General features: G+C 29.0%; 12 protein-coding genes and 1 pseudogene. 11 read left to right on the forward strand and 2 right to left on the reverse strand.

Going from position 1 to position 16,733, the window contains the following annotated elements:
• Nucleotides 1-18: 18 nt before the first annotated feature.
• The 4 genes from KEC93_RS02510 to KEC93_RS02525 all read left to right on the forward strand — a co-directional run bounded on the left by KEC93_RS02510 (nt 19) and on the right by KEC93_RS02525 (nt 6,224).
• The gene (locus tag KEC93_RS02510) at nt 19-2,196 is read left to right on the forward strand and encodes a Tex family protein (protein ID WP_077868718.1); all 2,178 of its coding nucleotides are present in this window, start codon (nt 19-21) and stop codon (nt 2,194-2,196) included.
• 127 nt (nt 2,197-2,323) lie between these two features.
• Nucleotides 2,324-3,934: an IS1182 family transposase gene (locus tag KEC93_RS02515; RefSeq protein ID WP_031276413.1), complete on the forward strand. Its 1,611-nt coding sequence runs from the start codon at nt 2,324-2,326 to the stop codon at nt 3,932-3,934.
• Nucleotides 3,935-4,288: 354 nt separating this feature from the next.
• Nucleotides 4,289-5,245, forward strand: coding sequence for a Gfo/Idh/MocA family protein (locus tag KEC93_RS02520; RefSeq protein WP_077870060.1), 957 nt, complete (start codon nt 4,289-4,291; stop codon nt 5,243-5,245).
• Nucleotides 5,246-5,300: 55 nt separating this feature from the next.
• Nucleotides 5,301-6,224, forward strand: a complete 924-nt coding sequence (locus tag KEC93_RS02525) for a DMT family transporter (RefSeq protein ID WP_023974865.1) — start codon at nt 5,301-5,303, stop codon at nt 6,222-6,224.
• A 307-nt stretch (nt 6,225-6,531) separates the two neighbouring features.
• Here KEC93_RS02525 and KEC93_RS02530 read toward each other — a convergent pair.
• Nucleotides 6,532-8,142, reverse strand: a pseudogene (locus KEC93_RS02530) (IS1182 family transposase).
• 186 nt (nt 8,143-8,328) lie between these two features.
• Here KEC93_RS02530 and KEC93_RS02535 point away from each other — a divergent pair.
• The 5 genes from KEC93_RS02535 to KEC93_RS02550 all read left to right on the forward strand — a co-directional run bounded on the left by KEC93_RS02535 (nt 8,329) and on the right by KEC93_RS02550 (nt 12,338).
• A complete protein-coding gene (locus KEC93_RS02535; RefSeq protein WP_077869788.1) occupies nt 8,329-9,633 on the forward strand; it encodes an MATE family efflux transporter in 1,305 nt (434 codons plus the stop codon).
• A gap of 20 nt (nt 9,634-9,653) precedes the next feature.
• Nucleotides 9,654-10,478: a MerR family transcriptional regulator gene (locus tag KEC93_RS02540; protein ID WP_023974867.1), complete on the forward strand. Its 825-nt coding sequence runs from the start codon at nt 9,654-9,656 to the stop codon at nt 10,476-10,478.
• A complete protein-coding gene (locus tag KEC93_RS26410; RefSeq protein WP_236892100.1) occupies nt 10,472-10,687 on the forward strand; it encodes a hypothetical protein in 216 nt (71 codons plus the stop codon). Before KEC93_RS02540 ends, KEC93_RS26410 begins: the two co-directional genes overlap by 7 nt.
• Nucleotides 10,688-10,710: 23 nt before the next feature.
• Nucleotides 10,711-11,100 carry a helix-turn-helix domain-containing protein gene (locus tag KEC93_RS26415; RefSeq protein ID WP_236892102.1) on the forward strand — a complete coding sequence of 130 codons (390 nt, stop codon included), beginning with the start codon at nt 10,711-10,713 and terminating at the stop codon, nt 11,098-11,100.
• Between the two features lie 344 nt (nt 11,101-11,444).
• Complete coding sequence (locus tag KEC93_RS02550) at nt 11,445-12,338, forward strand: ROK family protein (RefSeq protein ID WP_023974868.1); 894 nt, start codon at nt 11,445-11,447, stop codon at nt 12,336-12,338.
• A gap of 155 nt (nt 12,339-12,493) precedes the next feature.
• Here the strand turns inward: KEC93_RS02550 and KEC93_RS02555 are convergent, their stop codons facing one another.
• The gene (locus KEC93_RS02555; RefSeq protein ID WP_023974869.1) at nt 12,494-14,587 is read right to left on the reverse strand and encodes a glutamine synthetase III family protein; all 2,094 of its coding nucleotides are present in this window, start codon (nt 14,585-14,587) and stop codon (nt 12,494-12,496) included.
• A gap of 754 nt (nt 14,588-15,341) precedes the next feature.
• Between KEC93_RS02555 and KEC93_RS02560 the strand changes: the two genes are divergently transcribed.
• The gene (locus tag KEC93_RS02560; RefSeq protein WP_023974870.1) at nt 15,342-15,809 is read left to right on the forward strand and encodes a methylated-DNA--[protein]-cysteine S-methyltransferase; all 468 of its coding nucleotides are present in this window, start codon (nt 15,342-15,344) and stop codon (nt 15,807-15,809) included.
• 234 nt (nt 15,810-16,043) lie between these two features.
• Entirely contained in the window at nt 16,044-16,661 is a 618-nt protein-coding gene (locus KEC93_RS02565) for a sugar phosphate isomerase family (RefSeq protein WP_023974871.1), read from the forward strand.
• Nucleotides 16,662-16,733 lie beyond the last annotated feature (72 nt).

Below are 16,733 nucleotides of genomic sequence, written 5' to 3' on the forward strand. Positions count from 1 at the left end.
TATAAGCAGGAGGAAATTATGAATTCAATTGAAGAAAGAATCGCAAAAGAATTAGAAATAAAGTTAAGTCAGGTTCAAAATGTTATTGGACTTTTAGATGATGGAAATACAGTTCCATTTATTTCAAGATATAGAAAAGAAGCAACAGGAGGACTTTCAGATGAAGTCTTAAGAAAATTATCTGAAAGACTTACGTATCTAAGAAATTTAGAGGAAAGAAAAGCTGATGTTACAAGGCTTATACAAGAACAAGAAAAATATACTGATGAAATAGGAAAAGCTTTAGAGAATGCAACGACCTTAACAGAAGTTGAAGATATATATAGACCTTTTAAACCTAAAAAGAGAACAAAAGCAACAATAGCAGTAGAAAAGGGATTAAAGCCTCTTGCAGAACTAATTTTGGAAGGAAAATTAAGTGGGGACCTAGATGAAGAGGCAGCTAAGTATATAAGTGAAGAAAAGGGAGTTACAAATAGTCAAGAAGCTATCCAAGGAGCTTTAGATATAATAGCTGAAAGCATTTCTGATGAAGCTAAGTACAGAAAGTATATAAGAGAATTTGTTATTAGAGAAGGTAATATAGAATCAAAGGGAAGTTCAGATGAACCAACTCCATATGAAATGTATTATGAATATTCTGAAGCAGTAAATAAGATACCACCTCATAGAATATTAGCTATAAACAGAGGAGAAAAAGAAAAAATCCTAAATGTTAAGATAACTGTTAATGAAGATAAGATAATTCAATACTTAGAAAATCAAGTATTAAAAGGCAATGAAACTTTAGATGAAAAATTAAAACTTGCAATTAGAGATTCGTTAAAAAGATTAATTTATCCATCCATAGAAAGAGAAATAAGAAGTGAATTAACTGATATGGGTGAAGAAGGTGCTATTAAGATATTTAAAGAAAACTTGAAAGCATTGTTATTACAAGCGCCTATTAAAGGAAAAGTAGTAATGGGATATGATCCAGGATTTAGAACTGGCTGTAAAATAGCGATTCTAGATGCAACAGGAAAGTTTTTAGAAAATACAGCAGTATATCCTACAGTGCCTAAAAGAGATATCGAAGGAACAAAGAGAACTTTAAAAGCTCTTATTGCTAAACATAATGTTGATGTTATATCCCTTGGAAATGGTACAGCATCAAGAGAATCAGAAGAAGTTATTGCAGAAATGATTACGGAAATAAAAAATGAAACTGGAAAAGAATTAGCATATGTAATAGTATCTGAAGCAGGAGCGTCAGTTTATTCAGCATCAGAACTTGCAACTAAGGAATATCCAGATTTAGATGTTACAGTAAGAGGAGCAATTTCAATAGGAAGAAGGTTGCAAGATCCACTTGCGGAACTAGTTAAGATAGATCCTAAGGCTATAGGAGTAGGACAATATCAGCATGATGTCACTCCTAAAAAGTTAGAAGAATCCTTAGCAGGTGTAGTAGAAGACTCAGTTAACACTGTTGGAGTTGACTTAAATATAGCAACACCATCGCTTTTAACACATATTTCCGGAATAAATGCATCTATCGCTAAAAATATTGTTGACTATAGAGAAGAAGTAGGAAGATTCACTTCAAGAAAAGAACTATTAAAAGTTAAGAGATTAGGTCAAAAGGCTTATGAGCAATGTGCTGGATTTTTAAGAGTTGATGATAGCAAAGAACCTTTGGATAATACATCTGTGCATCCAGAGTCTTATGCTATAGCTAAGAAGTTAATAGAATTACTTGGTTACAATAAAGAAGACCTTAAGAATAATAAATTAGGTGACATTGATGAAAGAGCTCAATCTCAAGGATTAAAAAAATTAAGTGAAACATTAGAAGTTGGAGAGATGACTCTAAAGGATATAATAAAAGAATTAAAGAAGCCAGGCAGAGATCCTAGAGAAGAAATGCCAAAGCCAATACTAAAAACGGGAATAATAGAACTTAAGGACTTAAAACCTGGTATGGTTTTAGCTGGAACTGTTAGGAATGTATCTGATTTTGGAGCATTTGTAGATATAGGAGTGCATCAAGATGGATTAGTTCACAAAAGTCAAATGGCAAATAGATTTGTAAAGCATCCTTTAGATATAGTTAAAGTTGGAGATATAGTAAAGGTAGCGATATTGGAAGTTGATGAAAAGAGAAAGAGAATATCATTAACTATGAAAGATATTGATGAATCAGCAGAAGTATAGCTAACATAATAAATTAAATTTAAAGGGGCTGTTGCAAAACTAACATAGTTAGTTTTGTAGCGGCTCATTTTTTTAGATATAAAAAATGTGAATTCCGAAGAACTCACATTCATTGTATAATTTACTTATGCTAAAAACCAAATTACACAATAAAGATTATACTGAGATTAATGATAATTTTCAACTTATATTACCATTAAATCTAGAAAATTTAATACCATCAGATGATTCAGTCCGCTTGCTAAGCCATGTATTGGAGGGATTAGATTACACGAAGTTGTATAAGGCGTACTCTTCCGTTGGAAGAAAACCGGCAGTGGAACCTAAAATTATGTTCAAAATAATATCATATGCTTATTCTCAAAATATTTATTCAAGCAGGAAAATCGAAAAAGCATGCAAAAGAGATATAAATTTTAAGTGGTTACTTCAATGTTATAAGGCACCGGATCATGCTACAATCAGTAGATTTCGTAAAGACTATATTTCAAATGAGGTAATTGAAGATTTATTTTATCAACAAGTTAATTATTTAGCAAATCAAAATGAAATACTATTTGAAAATGCATTTATTGATGGTACTAAAATCGAAGCGAATGCTAATCGTTATACATTTGTTTGGAAAAAAACTATTTTAAAAAATGAAGAAAAAATGTTTGATAAAATTCTTGTTCTTTTAGAAAATATTAACCTTGGAGAATTAAAAAAATTTACTGTTCAGAAAGAAACATTAATAGATGATATTGATAAAATTCTTCAATGGCTTGAATATGAAAAAAAGAAAAGAAACATAGAGTTTGTTCATGGAATTGGTAAAAGAAAAACCAAAATTCAAAAGTGGACAGAGCAACTATCTGAATATAAAGAGAGAGAAGAAAAATATAATTTGAGTAAAAAAATATTTTCAAAAAGAAATAGTTATTCTAAAACTGATCCAGACGCAACTTTCATGCATATGAAAGATGATCATATGAGAAATAGTCAATTAAAACCTGCATATAATGTGCAAATCGCAGTTGAAAGTGAATACGTAACCGGCGTCGGAATATTTGATGATAGAAATGATATAGCAACATTAATACCTATGCTTAATAATATGAAAGAAAAAATTGGTCGTAAATATCTTAATATAATTGCAGACTCAGGTTATGAAAGCGAAGAAAACTATTTATTCTTAGAATCAAATAAGCAAACTCCTTATATAAAACCACAAACTTATGAGAAGTGGAAAAAAAGAAGTTTTAAAAATGATATAAGTAAGCGCGAAAATATGAAATATGATGCTGAATCGGATTTTTATATTTGTCATAACAATAGAAAATTAATACCTACCTCTATTATTTATAGAAAATCCGCAAGTGGATACAAATCAGAAGTAACTGTGTATGAATGCGAAAACTGTGATAATTGCGATTACAAAGTAAAATGCACAAAAGCAAAAGGAAATAGAAAAATGCAGGTTTCAAAAACTTTTGTGGAAAAGCGTGAAATATCCTATAAAAATATTACAACTGAATTTGGAACTAAATTAAGAATGAATAGATCTATTCAGGTCGAAGGAGCATTTGGAGTTCTAAAAAGTGATTATGAATTCAATAGATTTTTAACACGTGGAAAAAATAGCGTTCAAACTGAATTTATTTTGCTTTGTTTTGGTTATAATATTAACAAATTACATTCAAAAATACAAAATGAAAAAACTCAGAATCATCTTCATGAATTGAAACCTACTGCCTAATTATGGAATAAATTAACTAGGCTTATTTTAGTGTGCTTAAAAATCAGAATTCTTTAAATAATTAATATTGTATTTCAAATATTTGGAGATTTGCTGGCTTAAACCGAAAAGGAGCATCGCTCCTGATTAAAATTTAATCATTTTGCGACACTCCCTTTTCTGCTTACAAATTTTTTATAGGAAGAAATATATGATTGCATACTAATAATTATTTAATATGTTCTAAGTATTGTGGATATTTTTGTACTAGCGATTAGCGTGTATGAATGGAGAGTATGATATAGTAATATAGAATAGTATTTTTAATAAATAAAGATGAATAAAATTGCAGGTTTATAATAAGGAGGAAAAGTAATGATTAGATGGGGAATTATAGGACTTGGAAATATAGCTTTGAGATTTGCAAAGAGTTTATCATATTCTAATGAAGGTAAACTATATGCTATAGCATCTAGAACTAAGGAAAAACGTGATGAATTTTATGATAAGTATAATTGCGAGAAAGTTTATGAAAATTATAATGAATTATTAAGAGATGAAGAAGTGGATGCTGTATATATAGCATTGCCTCACGGCTTTCATAAACACTGGTCCATCGAAGCTTTAAAGCATAAAAAGGCTGTGCTTTGTGAGAAGCCTGTAGGGATAAATTCGGAAGAAATGAAGGAAATAAAAAAAGAAGCTGTGTTAAATAATACATTCTTTATGGAAGCAATGAAGACAAGGTTTGTTCCGATAATTAGTGATATTAAGAGAATGATAAGAAATAAAGAGATTGGAGATATAACGGCTATAGAAGCTAATTTTTGCAATAATGTAGAAAACATTAAACCGGGATCGTATTTATTAGATAAAGACCAAGGTGGGGCGTTACTAGATGTAGGAATTTATCCATTGTCATTTGTAATGGATATGATCGATTCACAGGTTAAAAGTGTCAAATCTTACATGGATATAAATGAATCAGGAGTCGATTCCTATTTTAAAGCAATACTTTCTTTTGAAGATGGAGTAATAGGAACTGTAGAAGGGGCAATTGATAGAAATAAAGAAAGGACAGCTATTATTAGAGGAACAAAGGGATGGATGGAGATTCCGATGTATAATAGACCAAACAAAGCTGTTGTTAATCTAAATTCGGGCAAGTCGTATACAATTGAAAAAGATATAGAATTTGATGACATGTATGCAGAGATTAAAGAAGTTCATAACTGTTTAAAAGAGTCGAAGCTTGAAAGTGATTATTTAACTTTAAATGAATCAATTCGAGTTATGGAAGTATTAGATAGAATTAGAATGAATGCGGAATAAAAAGTGATTGGATGAACTACTTACAATGATTAGGCGGGAGAGAGAAACATATAAAATGGATGAAGTAAAAGTTTATACTAACAGAAAAAATATTGTACTTTTAGCAACATTGTGTTGCTTTTTATGGGGAAGTGCATATCCGGCTATAAAAGTTGGATATTCACTATTTAATATAAGTGATGTAGGCTCTAAATTAATTTTTGCCGGATATAGGTTTACACTTGCAGGTATTTTTATACTCATATTTGAGCTTATATCAAAAAGAGTTATATTTAAATTTACTAGAAAGCAATTTGGTCAGATAACTTTATTAGGTTTAACTCAAACTGCACTTCAATATATATTCTTCTATGTGGGAATGTCATATACTACAGGGGTTAGAGGATCTATAATAAATGGAACAGGAACTTTTGTAAGTATAATTCTAGCTCATTTTATATATAAGAATGATAGGTTAAATTTAAATAAGATAATAGGATGCGTTATTGGATTTATAGGAGTAGTAATTGTTAATTTAAATGGAGAATCATTAGGAGGAACATCTGTCACTTTTAAAGGTGAGGGGTTTATAATGATTGCTGCAATAATATTTGCTGTGTCTGCAATATATGGGAAGAAGATAACGCAAACTCAAGAACCTTCGATAGTAACTGGTTTTCAGCTATTTATAGGAGGAATTCTTCTTACTGCATTAGGATTTGCATTAGGAGGTAGCTTAGAAGGATTTACAGCGAAATCAACATTACTACTTATATATATGGCATTACTATCATCAATAGCCTTTGCTGTTTGGACGCAATTATTAAAATATAACAAAGTAGGATTAATATCAGTATTTAATTTTTTAATACCGGTATTTGGAACATTGTTATCAGCATTAATATTAGGAGAAAATATATTTGATATTAAGATATTAATAGCGCTTATTTTAGTTTGTTATGGAATATTTCTAGTTTATAGAGTTAAGAAAGAAAAGTAGAATTGGGATATTGTGTATAACATATATTTAGAAAGCTCAATTTTTGTAAGGAAATCTTTTAACTTATGAGAATGGATGCATAATTAAATTCTAAATAAGGAGATATTGATTTGGGATTGATATAAGATTATTATGGATGTGATTTTATAAAAGGGAGTGTCGCAAAATGATTAAATTTTAATCAGGAGCGATGCTCCTTTTCGGTTTAAGCCAGCAAATCTCCAAATATTTGAAATACAATATTAATTATTTAAAGAATTCTGATTTTTAAGCACACTAAAATAAGCCTAGTTAATTTATTCCATAATTAGGCAGTAGGTTTCAATTCATGAAGATGATTCTGAGTTTTTTCATTTTGTATTTTTGAATGTAATTTGTTAATATTATAACCAAAACAAAGCAAAATAAATTCAGTTTGAACGCTATTTTTTCCACGTGTTAAAAATCTATTGAATTCATAATCACTTTTTAGAACTCCAAATGCTCCTTCGACCTGAATAGATCTATTCATTCTTAATTTAGTTCCAAATTCAGTTGTAATATTTTTATAGGATATTTCACGCTTTTCCACAAAAGTTTTTGAAACCTGCATTTTTCTATTTCCTTTTGCTTTTGTGCATTTTACTTTGTAATCGCAATTATCACAGTTTTCGCATTCATACACAGTTACTTCTGATTTGTATCCACTTGCGGATTTTCTATAAATAATAGAGGTAGGTATTAATTTTCTATTGTTATGACAAATATAAAAATCCGATTCAGCATCATATTTCATATTTTCGCGCTTACTTATATCATTTTTAAAACTTCTTTTTTCCACTTCTCATAAGTTTGTGGTTTTATATAAGGAGTTTGCTTATTTGATTCTAAGAATAAATAGTTTTCTTCGCTTTCATAACCTGAGTCTGCAATTATATTAAGATATTTACGACCAATTTTTTTCTTTCATATTATTAAGCATAGGTATTAATGTTGCTATATCATTTCTATCATCAAATATTCCGACGCCGGTTACGTATTCACTTTCAACTGCGATTTGCACATTATATGCAGGTTTTAATTGACTATTTCTCATATGATCATCTTTCATATGCATGAAAGTTGCGTCTGGATCAGTTTTAGAATAACTATTTCTTTTTGAAAATATTTTTTTACTCAAATTATATTTTTCTTCTCTCTCTTTATATTCAGATAGTTGCTCTGTCCACTTTTGAATTTTGGTTTTTCTTTTACCAATTCCATGAACAAACTCTATGTTTCTTTTCTTTTTTTCATATTCAAGCCATTGAAGAATTTTATCAATATCATCTATTAATGTTTCTTTCTGAACAGTAAATTTTTTTAATTCTCCAAGGTTAATATTTTCTAAAAGAACAAGAATTTTATCAAACATTTTTTCTTCATTTTTTAAAATAGTTTTTTTCCAAACAAATGTATAACGATTAGCATTCGCTTCGATTTTAGTACCATCAATAAATGCATTTTCAAATAGTATTTCATTTTGATTTGCTAAATAATTAACTTGTTGATAAAATAAATCTTCAATTACCTCATTTGAAATATAGTCTTTACGAAATCTACTGATTGTAGCATGATCCGGTGCCTTATAACATTGAAGTAACCACTTAAAATTTATATCTCTTTTGCATGCTTTTTCGATTTTCCTGCTTGAATAAATATTTTGAGAATAAGCATATGATATTATTTTGAACATAATTTTAGGTTCCACTGCCGGTTTTCTTCCAACGGAAGAGTACGCCTTATACAACTTCGTGTAATCTAATCCCTCCAATACATGGCTTAGCAAGCGGACTGAATCATCTGATGGTATTAAATTTTCTAGATTTAATGGTAATATAAGTTGAAAATTATCATTAATCTCAGTATAATCTTTATTGTGTAATTTGGTTTTTAGCATAAGTAAATTATACAATGAATGTGAGTTCTTCGGAATTCACATTTTTTATATCTAAAAAAATGAGCCGCTACAAAACTAACTATGTTAGTTTTGCAACAGCCCCTTTTATAAAGAGGTTGACTCTATTCCAACTATAGACTTTATAATTTATATTAGGAAATATGTTTGTAAAGGGAAGATAAAAATATGTTTAAAAAGTTTTTAAAATACTCTATTCCATCAGCATCGGCTATGTTTGTATCGTCATTATATACAGTTATAGATGGTATTTTTGTAGGTCGAGGTGTAGGAGATTTGGGGTTAGCAGCAGTTGCAATTGCAATGCCAGCTACAATAGTTTTATTTGGAATAGCTACAATGTTTGCAGTTGGCGGAGGTGCTCTAGTTTCTAAAAACTTTGGAGCTAAAGATAAAGAAAGGGCAGTATATATTTTTCGCCAAGCATTTAAATCAATTATAATATTAAGTAGTATTATTAGTTTTGTATTTATAGTTTTTTCGGAGTACATAGTAGTTCTTTTGGGGGCGACTGAAAATTTGAAGGAGTTATCGGCAGAATTTTTGAGATACTATTCATTGTTTTGTATACCTAGTTTGTTAGGAATAACTTTGAATGGATTCATTAGAAATGATGGAGGTCCTAAGTTAGCTATGATATCAACGATAGCTGGTACAGTGGTAAATATATTATTAGATTATATATTTATATTTCCTTTAAATATGGGTGTTAGGGGCGCCGCTATTGCTACTGGACTTGGGCAAGTGGCGACAATAGCTATAATACTGCCTCATTTTTTAAAGAAGAAAGGTCAATTAACTTTTGGAAATGTGAAGCTGGAAATGAAAGTGGTTAAAGAGATTATTACCATAGGTTTCCCATCGTTTTTTGCAGAAGCAGCCTTTTCGATAATAATATTCTTCTATAATATAGTTTTAGGAATCTATATGAGAGAGGAAGGAATTGCGTCATATAGTATAATAAATTATATAACTACAAATATTTATATGATGCTTCTAGGTGTTAGTTTAGGAGCCCAACCATTAATAAGTTACTATTTTGGAGCGAGGGAGACAAAAAAGATGTTTACATTTTATAAGTTTGCACTAATAGCGTCAGTCTCGGTAAACTTATTGTTTACCTTAGTATGCTTTATATTTGGAAGAAATCTTATAGGTTTGTTTACAACAGATAAGGAATTAATAAATATAGCGTATATTGGACTTAATATGACTAATTTAGCTTATTTTTTCACAGGATTAAATTTAAGCACATCGATGTACTATCAATCTATAGAAATGCCAAAGTTCTCTAACTTAATTTGTGCTTTTAGATCTTTTGTATTTTTGCCAGTAATTTTATTTTTAGCTGCACATTATTATGGTACAAATGGAATATGGGCTAGTATGATTTTTTCAGAAATATTAACGTTTTTAGCAGTAAACATTGTTACTAATACAAAAACTAATACAAAAAAAGCTATATCAGTATAAGGTGGCAAGGGGGATAAATATTGAGTAATTTTTCTATTGGGGAAATGTCAAAATTGAATAACATATCAATTCAGACACTGAGATATTATGACAAAATAGGCTTGCTAAAACCAAAGGTCATTAGTGAAAAAAGCCAATATAGGTATTATAGTATAGAACAATTTTTTCAAATGGATGTGATTAAATATTATAAGACATTGGGATTATCCCTAAATGAAATAAAAAAATTAATGGGTAGAAGCACTTCTATGGAAGAAAAACTTGATATGATAAATTTTCAGCAAGAGGTTTTGGAAAATAAACTATTAGAAATGGAAATAATAAAAAATCACTTAGAGTATATGAAAAACACAGTTTCTTCAATTATTGAATATGAAACTGATAAAATATTTATTAAATATAATGAAAAAAGGGAATATATAAGTTATGATTGCGTTTCAGCCACTATTGATGAATTGGAAATTAATTATAGAAAAGTAATGCCTAATAGTGAAAATCAGCTAGAAAAATTAAGTTATGAATTATCCTCAATGGTTTCCTATGATGAGTTAAAAGAAAAGATGGTTTATAAGAATATAATGACAAATAATTATGTAAGAATGTTAAAAAATGAAGGAAGGGCAATTGTCTTACCAGAGGGAGAGTATATAACAATATATTTTGAAGGTGGATGTTTTGAAAATAAGAAATATTATAATAAAATTATTGATTATATAAATAAGAATAATATTAAGATAAGTGGCGATTTCCATGAAGTGTATATCCTTCCTCAAGTAAATGAAGATGGAAAAGAGAATACTTTGATGAAGCTTGAGATAATGAAAAAAAGAATTAACATATGTTAAAAGAAATTCATGATAAACTGATTGCTCTGACAGATGAAGAATTAAGAATTTTAAATGGAGAGAATTCTGTAGATAGAAGTATTTATACAGATTATGATGAAGGAGAATATCTATATTTTAAAGCTTCTGAAAGAAAAAATATTCAAGAGTTATTAGAAAAAATAATAATTGAGCTGTATACTAATTCGATAATGAAAAAGCGACAATAAAATTGCTAGTAGGGCTTTTATTAGTGGAGTTAGTAAAAAATTCACAGGATATAGAGACATATTCTGTGGATAACTATGAGAAGATGTTGATAATTCAGAGTCTTAAATACATAGAGGAATTTTATAGTACAGCTACTCTGCTAGAACTCTCAGAAAAATTAAATCAACCAGATTATAAATTTAGCAAATTTATAAAGATACATACTAAAATGACTTTTAAAGAATTATTGAAAGAAAAAAAGTTAAGCAAAGCAGTTGAATTAATCAAATTAACTGAGTATTCGATTATTGAAATAATTGAGTTTGTAGGATATGAGAATCCAACATACTTTTACAAGATATTCAAGAAAAAATTTGGAATGACGCCTAGAGAATATAAAATGAACAGAATTAACAATTTTAGATTTACTTAAATTAGAAAAGTTTCTAAGTTGAAATGAAAGGAATATATAACTTTTAAATAATTTAATTTATATTTAAAGATTATTTATTCAGCAGTGCTATAGTTTAGAATAAATTTTAATGGGTTAATCTCTTTTAAAACATATATAATGCATAATTGAATGAAGAAGCTATCTTAATGAAAAGTTGAGAGAGCTTTTTTATTGGTAATTGAGATGATTTGAGGTTACTTACTTTGAATTGAAAGAGGTTTAACATTATGCTATGATTATTTTAGTAAACGTTATTTTGGTAAGTATTAGGACATAGAGTTTGGGTGAATTAAATTTTAAGTATAATAATGAGAGGTGTAGAGATGAGATATTTAGTGTTAGATGTAGGTGGAAGTTCTATTAAGTATGCACTGATGACAGAGGATTTGGAGTTTATTGAAAGGGGTAAAAAACCAACACCACTTGATAAAATTGAAAGTTTTATAGATGTAATAGGCGAAATCTATGATATATATAAAGATGATATAGAAGGAATGGCTATAAGTATGCCAGGAGTATTAGATAGTGAAAAAGGCTATGCTTATACAGGTGGTGCACTATCATATAATGAAGGTAAAGAGATTGTAAAAATTCTTAAAGAAAGATGTCCGACAAAGATTACAATAGAGAATGATGGAAAATGTGCAGCTTTAGCAGAGGTTTGGAAAGGAAGTTTAAAAGATTTCGATGATGGAGTTGTAATAGTACTAGGAACAGGTGTAGGTGGAGGAATAGTTCGAAATAAGAAAATCCATAAAGGAAAAAACTTCTTTGCAGGTGAGTTTAGTTTTATAAATACAAATGTAAATAATACTGAGAACACGGATGAGTGTTGGGGATCTATAAGTGGTTCTAAAGCATTGATAAATGAAGTTGCAAAGGTAAAAAGTCTTCAGCCAGATGAATTAGATGGGTATAAAATATTTGAATATGCAAATAACAACGATCCAGATATTCTTGAAATTTTAGATGATTTCACTTATAAGCTAGCAGTACAAATTTTTAATTTACAGTGTATATTAGATCCGGAAATATTTGCAATCGGTGGAGGGATAAGTAGTCAAGAGATATTGATACAATATATTAAGAGGAATGTGGACAAGTATCACAAGAGTTTTGAAATTGATGATTTACCACTACCTAATGTAGTTGGCTGTAAGTTTAGAAATGATGCTAATCTCATAGGAGCACTATACAATTTTATAACTAGCAAATGAAATATGATTGTATTAAATGTTGGCGGCATTTTATGGAAGAATGTCATTAGCATTTAGCTTTTCTAATAATAACATTATATAAATTAACTTAGTAATAATATATAAAATGGAGTGATTCTAAAAAGAATCGCTCCATTTTATATAAAGATTTTATATTAAACGTTGAATAACATATCGCTATAAGTTGGAAGTGGCCAGAACTCTTCGTCTACTAGAGTTTCAAGCTTATCAGCATCAGCTCTTAAAGTATTCATTTGTTCAAATACTTCATATCTGTACATCATTCCTAAATCGAATATATCACCTTCGAAGTTATCAGCCTTTTCAACTGCTTTTTCAAGAAGTGAAACATTTTTATTTAATGAAGCTAATAAAGTTGAAATTTCAGTTAATGATTCAGTTTGAACTGAAATATCTACATTTATACCTGTAGCCTTTATTGTGTTTATTGATTCAGCAAGACTTGTAGTATATTGAATTACAGCAGGTATAATTTGACGTTTTGCCATTTCAAGTGTTGTTAAAGCTTCAATATTTATAATTTTATTGTAGTTTTCTAAAGTGATTTCATAACGAGATGTTGATTCTACTCTAGTTAAAACTCCATGCTTTTCTAATACAGCTTGATTCTTCTCATCTATCATAGCTTTAGCAGCTTCTACAGTTGAGTGAATATTTGGAAGACCTCTTCTTTCTGCTTCAGCAACCCATTCATCTGAATATCCATTACCATTAAATATAATTTTCTTATGGTTCTTAACAATATCAGTTAAGATTGCTTGGATTTCAGCATCTAAATCAGTAGCCTTTTCAAGTTTATCTGCAATTTCAGATAAAGTTTCAGCAACTATAGTATTTAATACAAAGTTACATCCAGCAATTGAAGCAGAAGATGGAACCATTCTAAATTCGAATTTATTTCCAGTAAACGCAAATGGAGAAGTTCTGTTTCTATCAGTTGCATCCTTTGGAAGTGGAGGTAATGTATTTACTCCAATAGTTAATTCACTTGCAGACTTAGAACTTGTAGCTGGACCCTTTTCAATTTGTTCTAATACATCCTCTAATTGATCGCCTAAGAAGATAGAGATTATAGCAGGAGGAGCTTCGTTAGCACCTAATCTATGATCATTTCCAGCATTAGCAGCTGATACTCTTAATAAGCTTGGATATTCATCAACAGCTTTTATTACAGCACAAAGGAATAAAAGGAATTGTTGATTTTCGTGTGGAGATTTACCTGGTTCAAGAAGATTCATTCCATCATCAGTACCCATTGACCAGTTATTATGCTTACCTGATCCGTTTACGCCAGCGAATGGTTTTTCATGAAGCAAGCAATATAAATCATGTTTTGCAGCAACTTTCTTCATTATTTCCATTGTAAGTTGGTTATGGTCAGTCGATATATTTGTTGTGCTAAATATAGGAGCTAACTCATGTTGAGCAGGAGCAACTTCGTTATGCTTAGTTTTAGCTAATATTCCAAGCTTCCAAAGTTCTTCATCTACTTCTTTCATGAAATCAGAAATTCTTTGTTTGATTGTTCCAAAGTAATGATCTTCAAGTTCTTGACCCTTTGAAGGTTTTGCTCCGAATAATGTTCTTCCTGTTAAGATAAGGTCTTTACGAGCATCATACATTGACTTATCGATTAGGAAGTATTCTTGTTCAGGACCAACAGTTGTAATTACTCTTTTAGTAGTAGTATTACCTAATGCTTTTAAAACACGTAGAGCTTGTTTGTTTAAAGCTTCCATTGAACGTAATAATGGAGTTTTCTTATCTAAAGCTTCTCCGTTATAAGAACAGAATGCAGTTGGTATACATAAAGAACCATCTTTTAGGAATGCTGGTGAAGTACAATCCCATGCAGTATATCCTCTAGCTTCAAAAGTAGCTCTAAGTCCTCCTGAAGGGAATGAAGATGCATCTGGTTCACCTTTGATTAATTCTTTTCCTGAGAATTCTAATATAACTTTTCCGTCAGAAGTTGGATTTATAAAAGAATCATGCTTTTCAGCAGTAATTCCAGTCATAGGTTGGAACCAGTGAGTAAAGTGAGTAGCACCTTTTTCAACAGCCCAATCTTTCATTGCAGCTGCAACAACATCTGCTACATCTGGTTCAAGAGTAGTTCCTTTTTCAATTGTCTTTTTTAAAGCTTTATAAGTAGCTTTAGGAAGACGTTCTTTCATTACAGCATCGCTGAATACATTTGAAGCAAAAATTTCATTGATTTTGTTCATTAATAAGATCCCCTTTCAGAATACACAACATTTATTTAAATTAATATTAACTAATTAAAAACATTAATAATTTAAAAAAAATTTTAGAGTATAAATGATAAATTGTCAACAAGAAATAAGAAATTGCCACATAGAAGTTTTTGCCATATAAATTCATATATGGCAAAAAATTCATATTAAAAAAATAAAAAGCTAAAGAATTATTTTAATATTCTCTAGCTCCTTTGCTAAAATCTTATTCAATTAATAAATTAAACATAGTTAATATATAACACTGCTAAGACTACCATAGTCTTAAGTATTTTCTATAATAATTATACTATATTGTTATAGGTTGTACAATACAAAAATCCGATTTTTTGCAGTAAAAAATTAGTAGAAATTTAAATGTTTATATTATATTTTTACTAATTTTAATATAAGAATTATAATTAAAAAAATTATTCTGATATGGTTTTATTCATAGAAGATATATTATTAAGGTATATAAGTTCAAAATAACATAATTAATTTTTTATAAAATTAATTATGTTATTTTGAATTTAATTTTATGGTAATATATTAAGTAAAAAAGTTTCTAGTCTGATCAAAAGATATTAGTTTTTATATAGAGATGAAAAGTATGTTCAGGTATGTTAGTGACATAAGCAGGATTTCTCACTATATAATTAAAGAATTTTTGCAAAATAGGAGTGAAGAAGCACCTATTCTAATTGTAATATAAAAAAATAATATTGAGAAAAGGAAGAGTATTATGGAAAATGTATATTACTATAACACTAAAATTGGGAAAATCAGTATAGTGGAAAATGGGGCAGCAATTACAAAAATTTGTTTTGTAAACAAAGATGAACTTAATGTTGAAGGAAATGAAACAGAGTTATTACGGAAAGCTATAAAACAATTGGAAGAGTTTTTTGAAGGAGAGCGGAATTGTTTTGATTTACCATTAGCACCTAAGGGGACGGAGTTCCAAAGAAAAGTATGGAGTGCTCTACAAGAGATTCCTTTTGGAGAAACAAGGAGTTATGGTGAAATTGCCCAAATAGTAGGTAATGAGAAAGCGGCGAGAGCTGTTGGTATGGCTAATAATAAAAATCCAATTCCAATTATAATACCTTGTCATAGAGTAATTGGTGCTAATGGTAAATTGGTCGGATATGCTGGTGGTCTTAATATAAAGGAAAAGCTTCTTAAAATTGAGAAGGATTATAAAAGATGACTTAAAAAATAATATGATTTAATAATATAGGTGAGCGAGTCTTTATAAATAGTAAACTATTTGTAGAGATTTGCTTTTTTTACTTACGACAAATAAATAACATTGTTTCAAGTAAAGTTTCAGTTCTTTAAATAATTATTATATAAGGTATTTTAGGTGAATGATGATTAAAGTGCTTATAAGTATTGAAAAAATAATTAAATGTACTTATAATTACTTATGAGGGGTGATTTTATGATTGGGAAAGAAGGGTATGAAAATTTTAATAAAGACAATATATTTTCATATAAGGAGAGGTTGAAATTAAATGTTAATGAAAAAACTAAGATTGTTGAAAAGGCAATGAAATTTATTCATAACAATAAAACGTATTTTTTTGATGTTTCTACTAGTGTTGAATTTCTTTCAAGATCTTTAGATAAAAAAGCGACCATATTTACTCATTCCATAGATAATTTTAATATACTTTCGGAAAAGAATGGTATTGTAGTAAACTTGATTGATGGAAAATTTAACAAGAAAAATCGCTTTTTCTATAGAAGGAATTATGATGAGTATTTGAGCAAAATTGAGTTTGAGGCGGCATTTATAGGAGCTGGAGCTATAAAAGGTAATGGTATTTATTATGAAAATGAAGAAGATGCTTATATTAAAGGGGAGATTGTGAAAAGAGCTAAGAAGGTTATTTTACTTGCCGAACATCAAAAGTATGAAAAAGATGCCTTTTATAAAGGATTAAACCTAGATCGGGCAGATATTATTATTGTTGATCCAATATCGGTTTCTTCTTTTAGTAACATTATGGAATTGCATAATATTAAAATTAATCCTAAAAGTCTAGTGATTATATAAAGAAAACATATTAATTTAAGTAGTGTTATTTAGGAGAATAAAATTGAGTTTTATTTGCTTATAAATATTGAA

The organism is Clostridium beijerinckii, assembly GCF_018223745.1.
Taxonomy (GTDB): Bacteria; Bacillota; Clostridia; order Clostridiales; family Clostridiaceae; genus Clostridium; species Clostridium beijerinckii.

Bases quoted from the DNA above. Each gene is read 5' to 3' on its own strand.
- KEC93_RS02510 (WP_077868718.1), top strand. From the start codon at position 19: ATGAATTCAATTGAAGAAAGAATCGCAAAAGAATTAGAAATAAAGTTA.
- KEC93_RS02515 (WP_031276413.1), top strand. From the start codon at position 2,324: ATGCTAAAAACCAAATTACACAATAAAGATTATACTGAGATTAATGAT.
- KEC93_RS02520 (WP_077870060.1), top strand. From the start codon at position 4,289: ATGATTAGATGGGGAATTATAGGACTTGGAAATATAGCTTTGAGATTT.
- KEC93_RS02525 (WP_023974865.1), top strand. From the start codon at position 5,301: ATGGATGAAGTAAAAGTTTATACTAACAGAAAAAATATTGTACTTTTA.
- KEC93_RS02535 (WP_077869788.1), top strand. From the start codon at position 8,329: ATGTTTAAAAAGTTTTTAAAATACTCTATTCCATCAGCATCGGCTATG.
- KEC93_RS26410 (WP_236892100.1), top strand. From the start codon at position 10,472: ATGTTAAAAGAAATTCATGATAAACTGATTGCTCTGACAGATGAAGAA.
- KEC93_RS02550 (WP_023974868.1), top strand. From the start codon at position 11,445: ATGAGATATTTAGTGTTAGATGTAGGTGGAAGTTCTATTAAGTATGCA.
- KEC93_RS02555 (WP_023974869.1), bottom strand. From the start codon at position 14,587: ATGAACAAAATCAATGAAATTTTTGCTTCAAATGTATTCAGCGATGCT.
- KEC93_RS02560 (WP_023974870.1), top strand. From the start codon at position 15,342: ATGGAAAATGTATATTACTATAACACTAAAATTGGGAAAATCAGTATA.
- KEC93_RS02565 (WP_023974871.1), top strand. From the start codon at position 16,044: ATGATTGGGAAAGAAGGGTATGAAAATTTTAATAAAGACAATATATTT.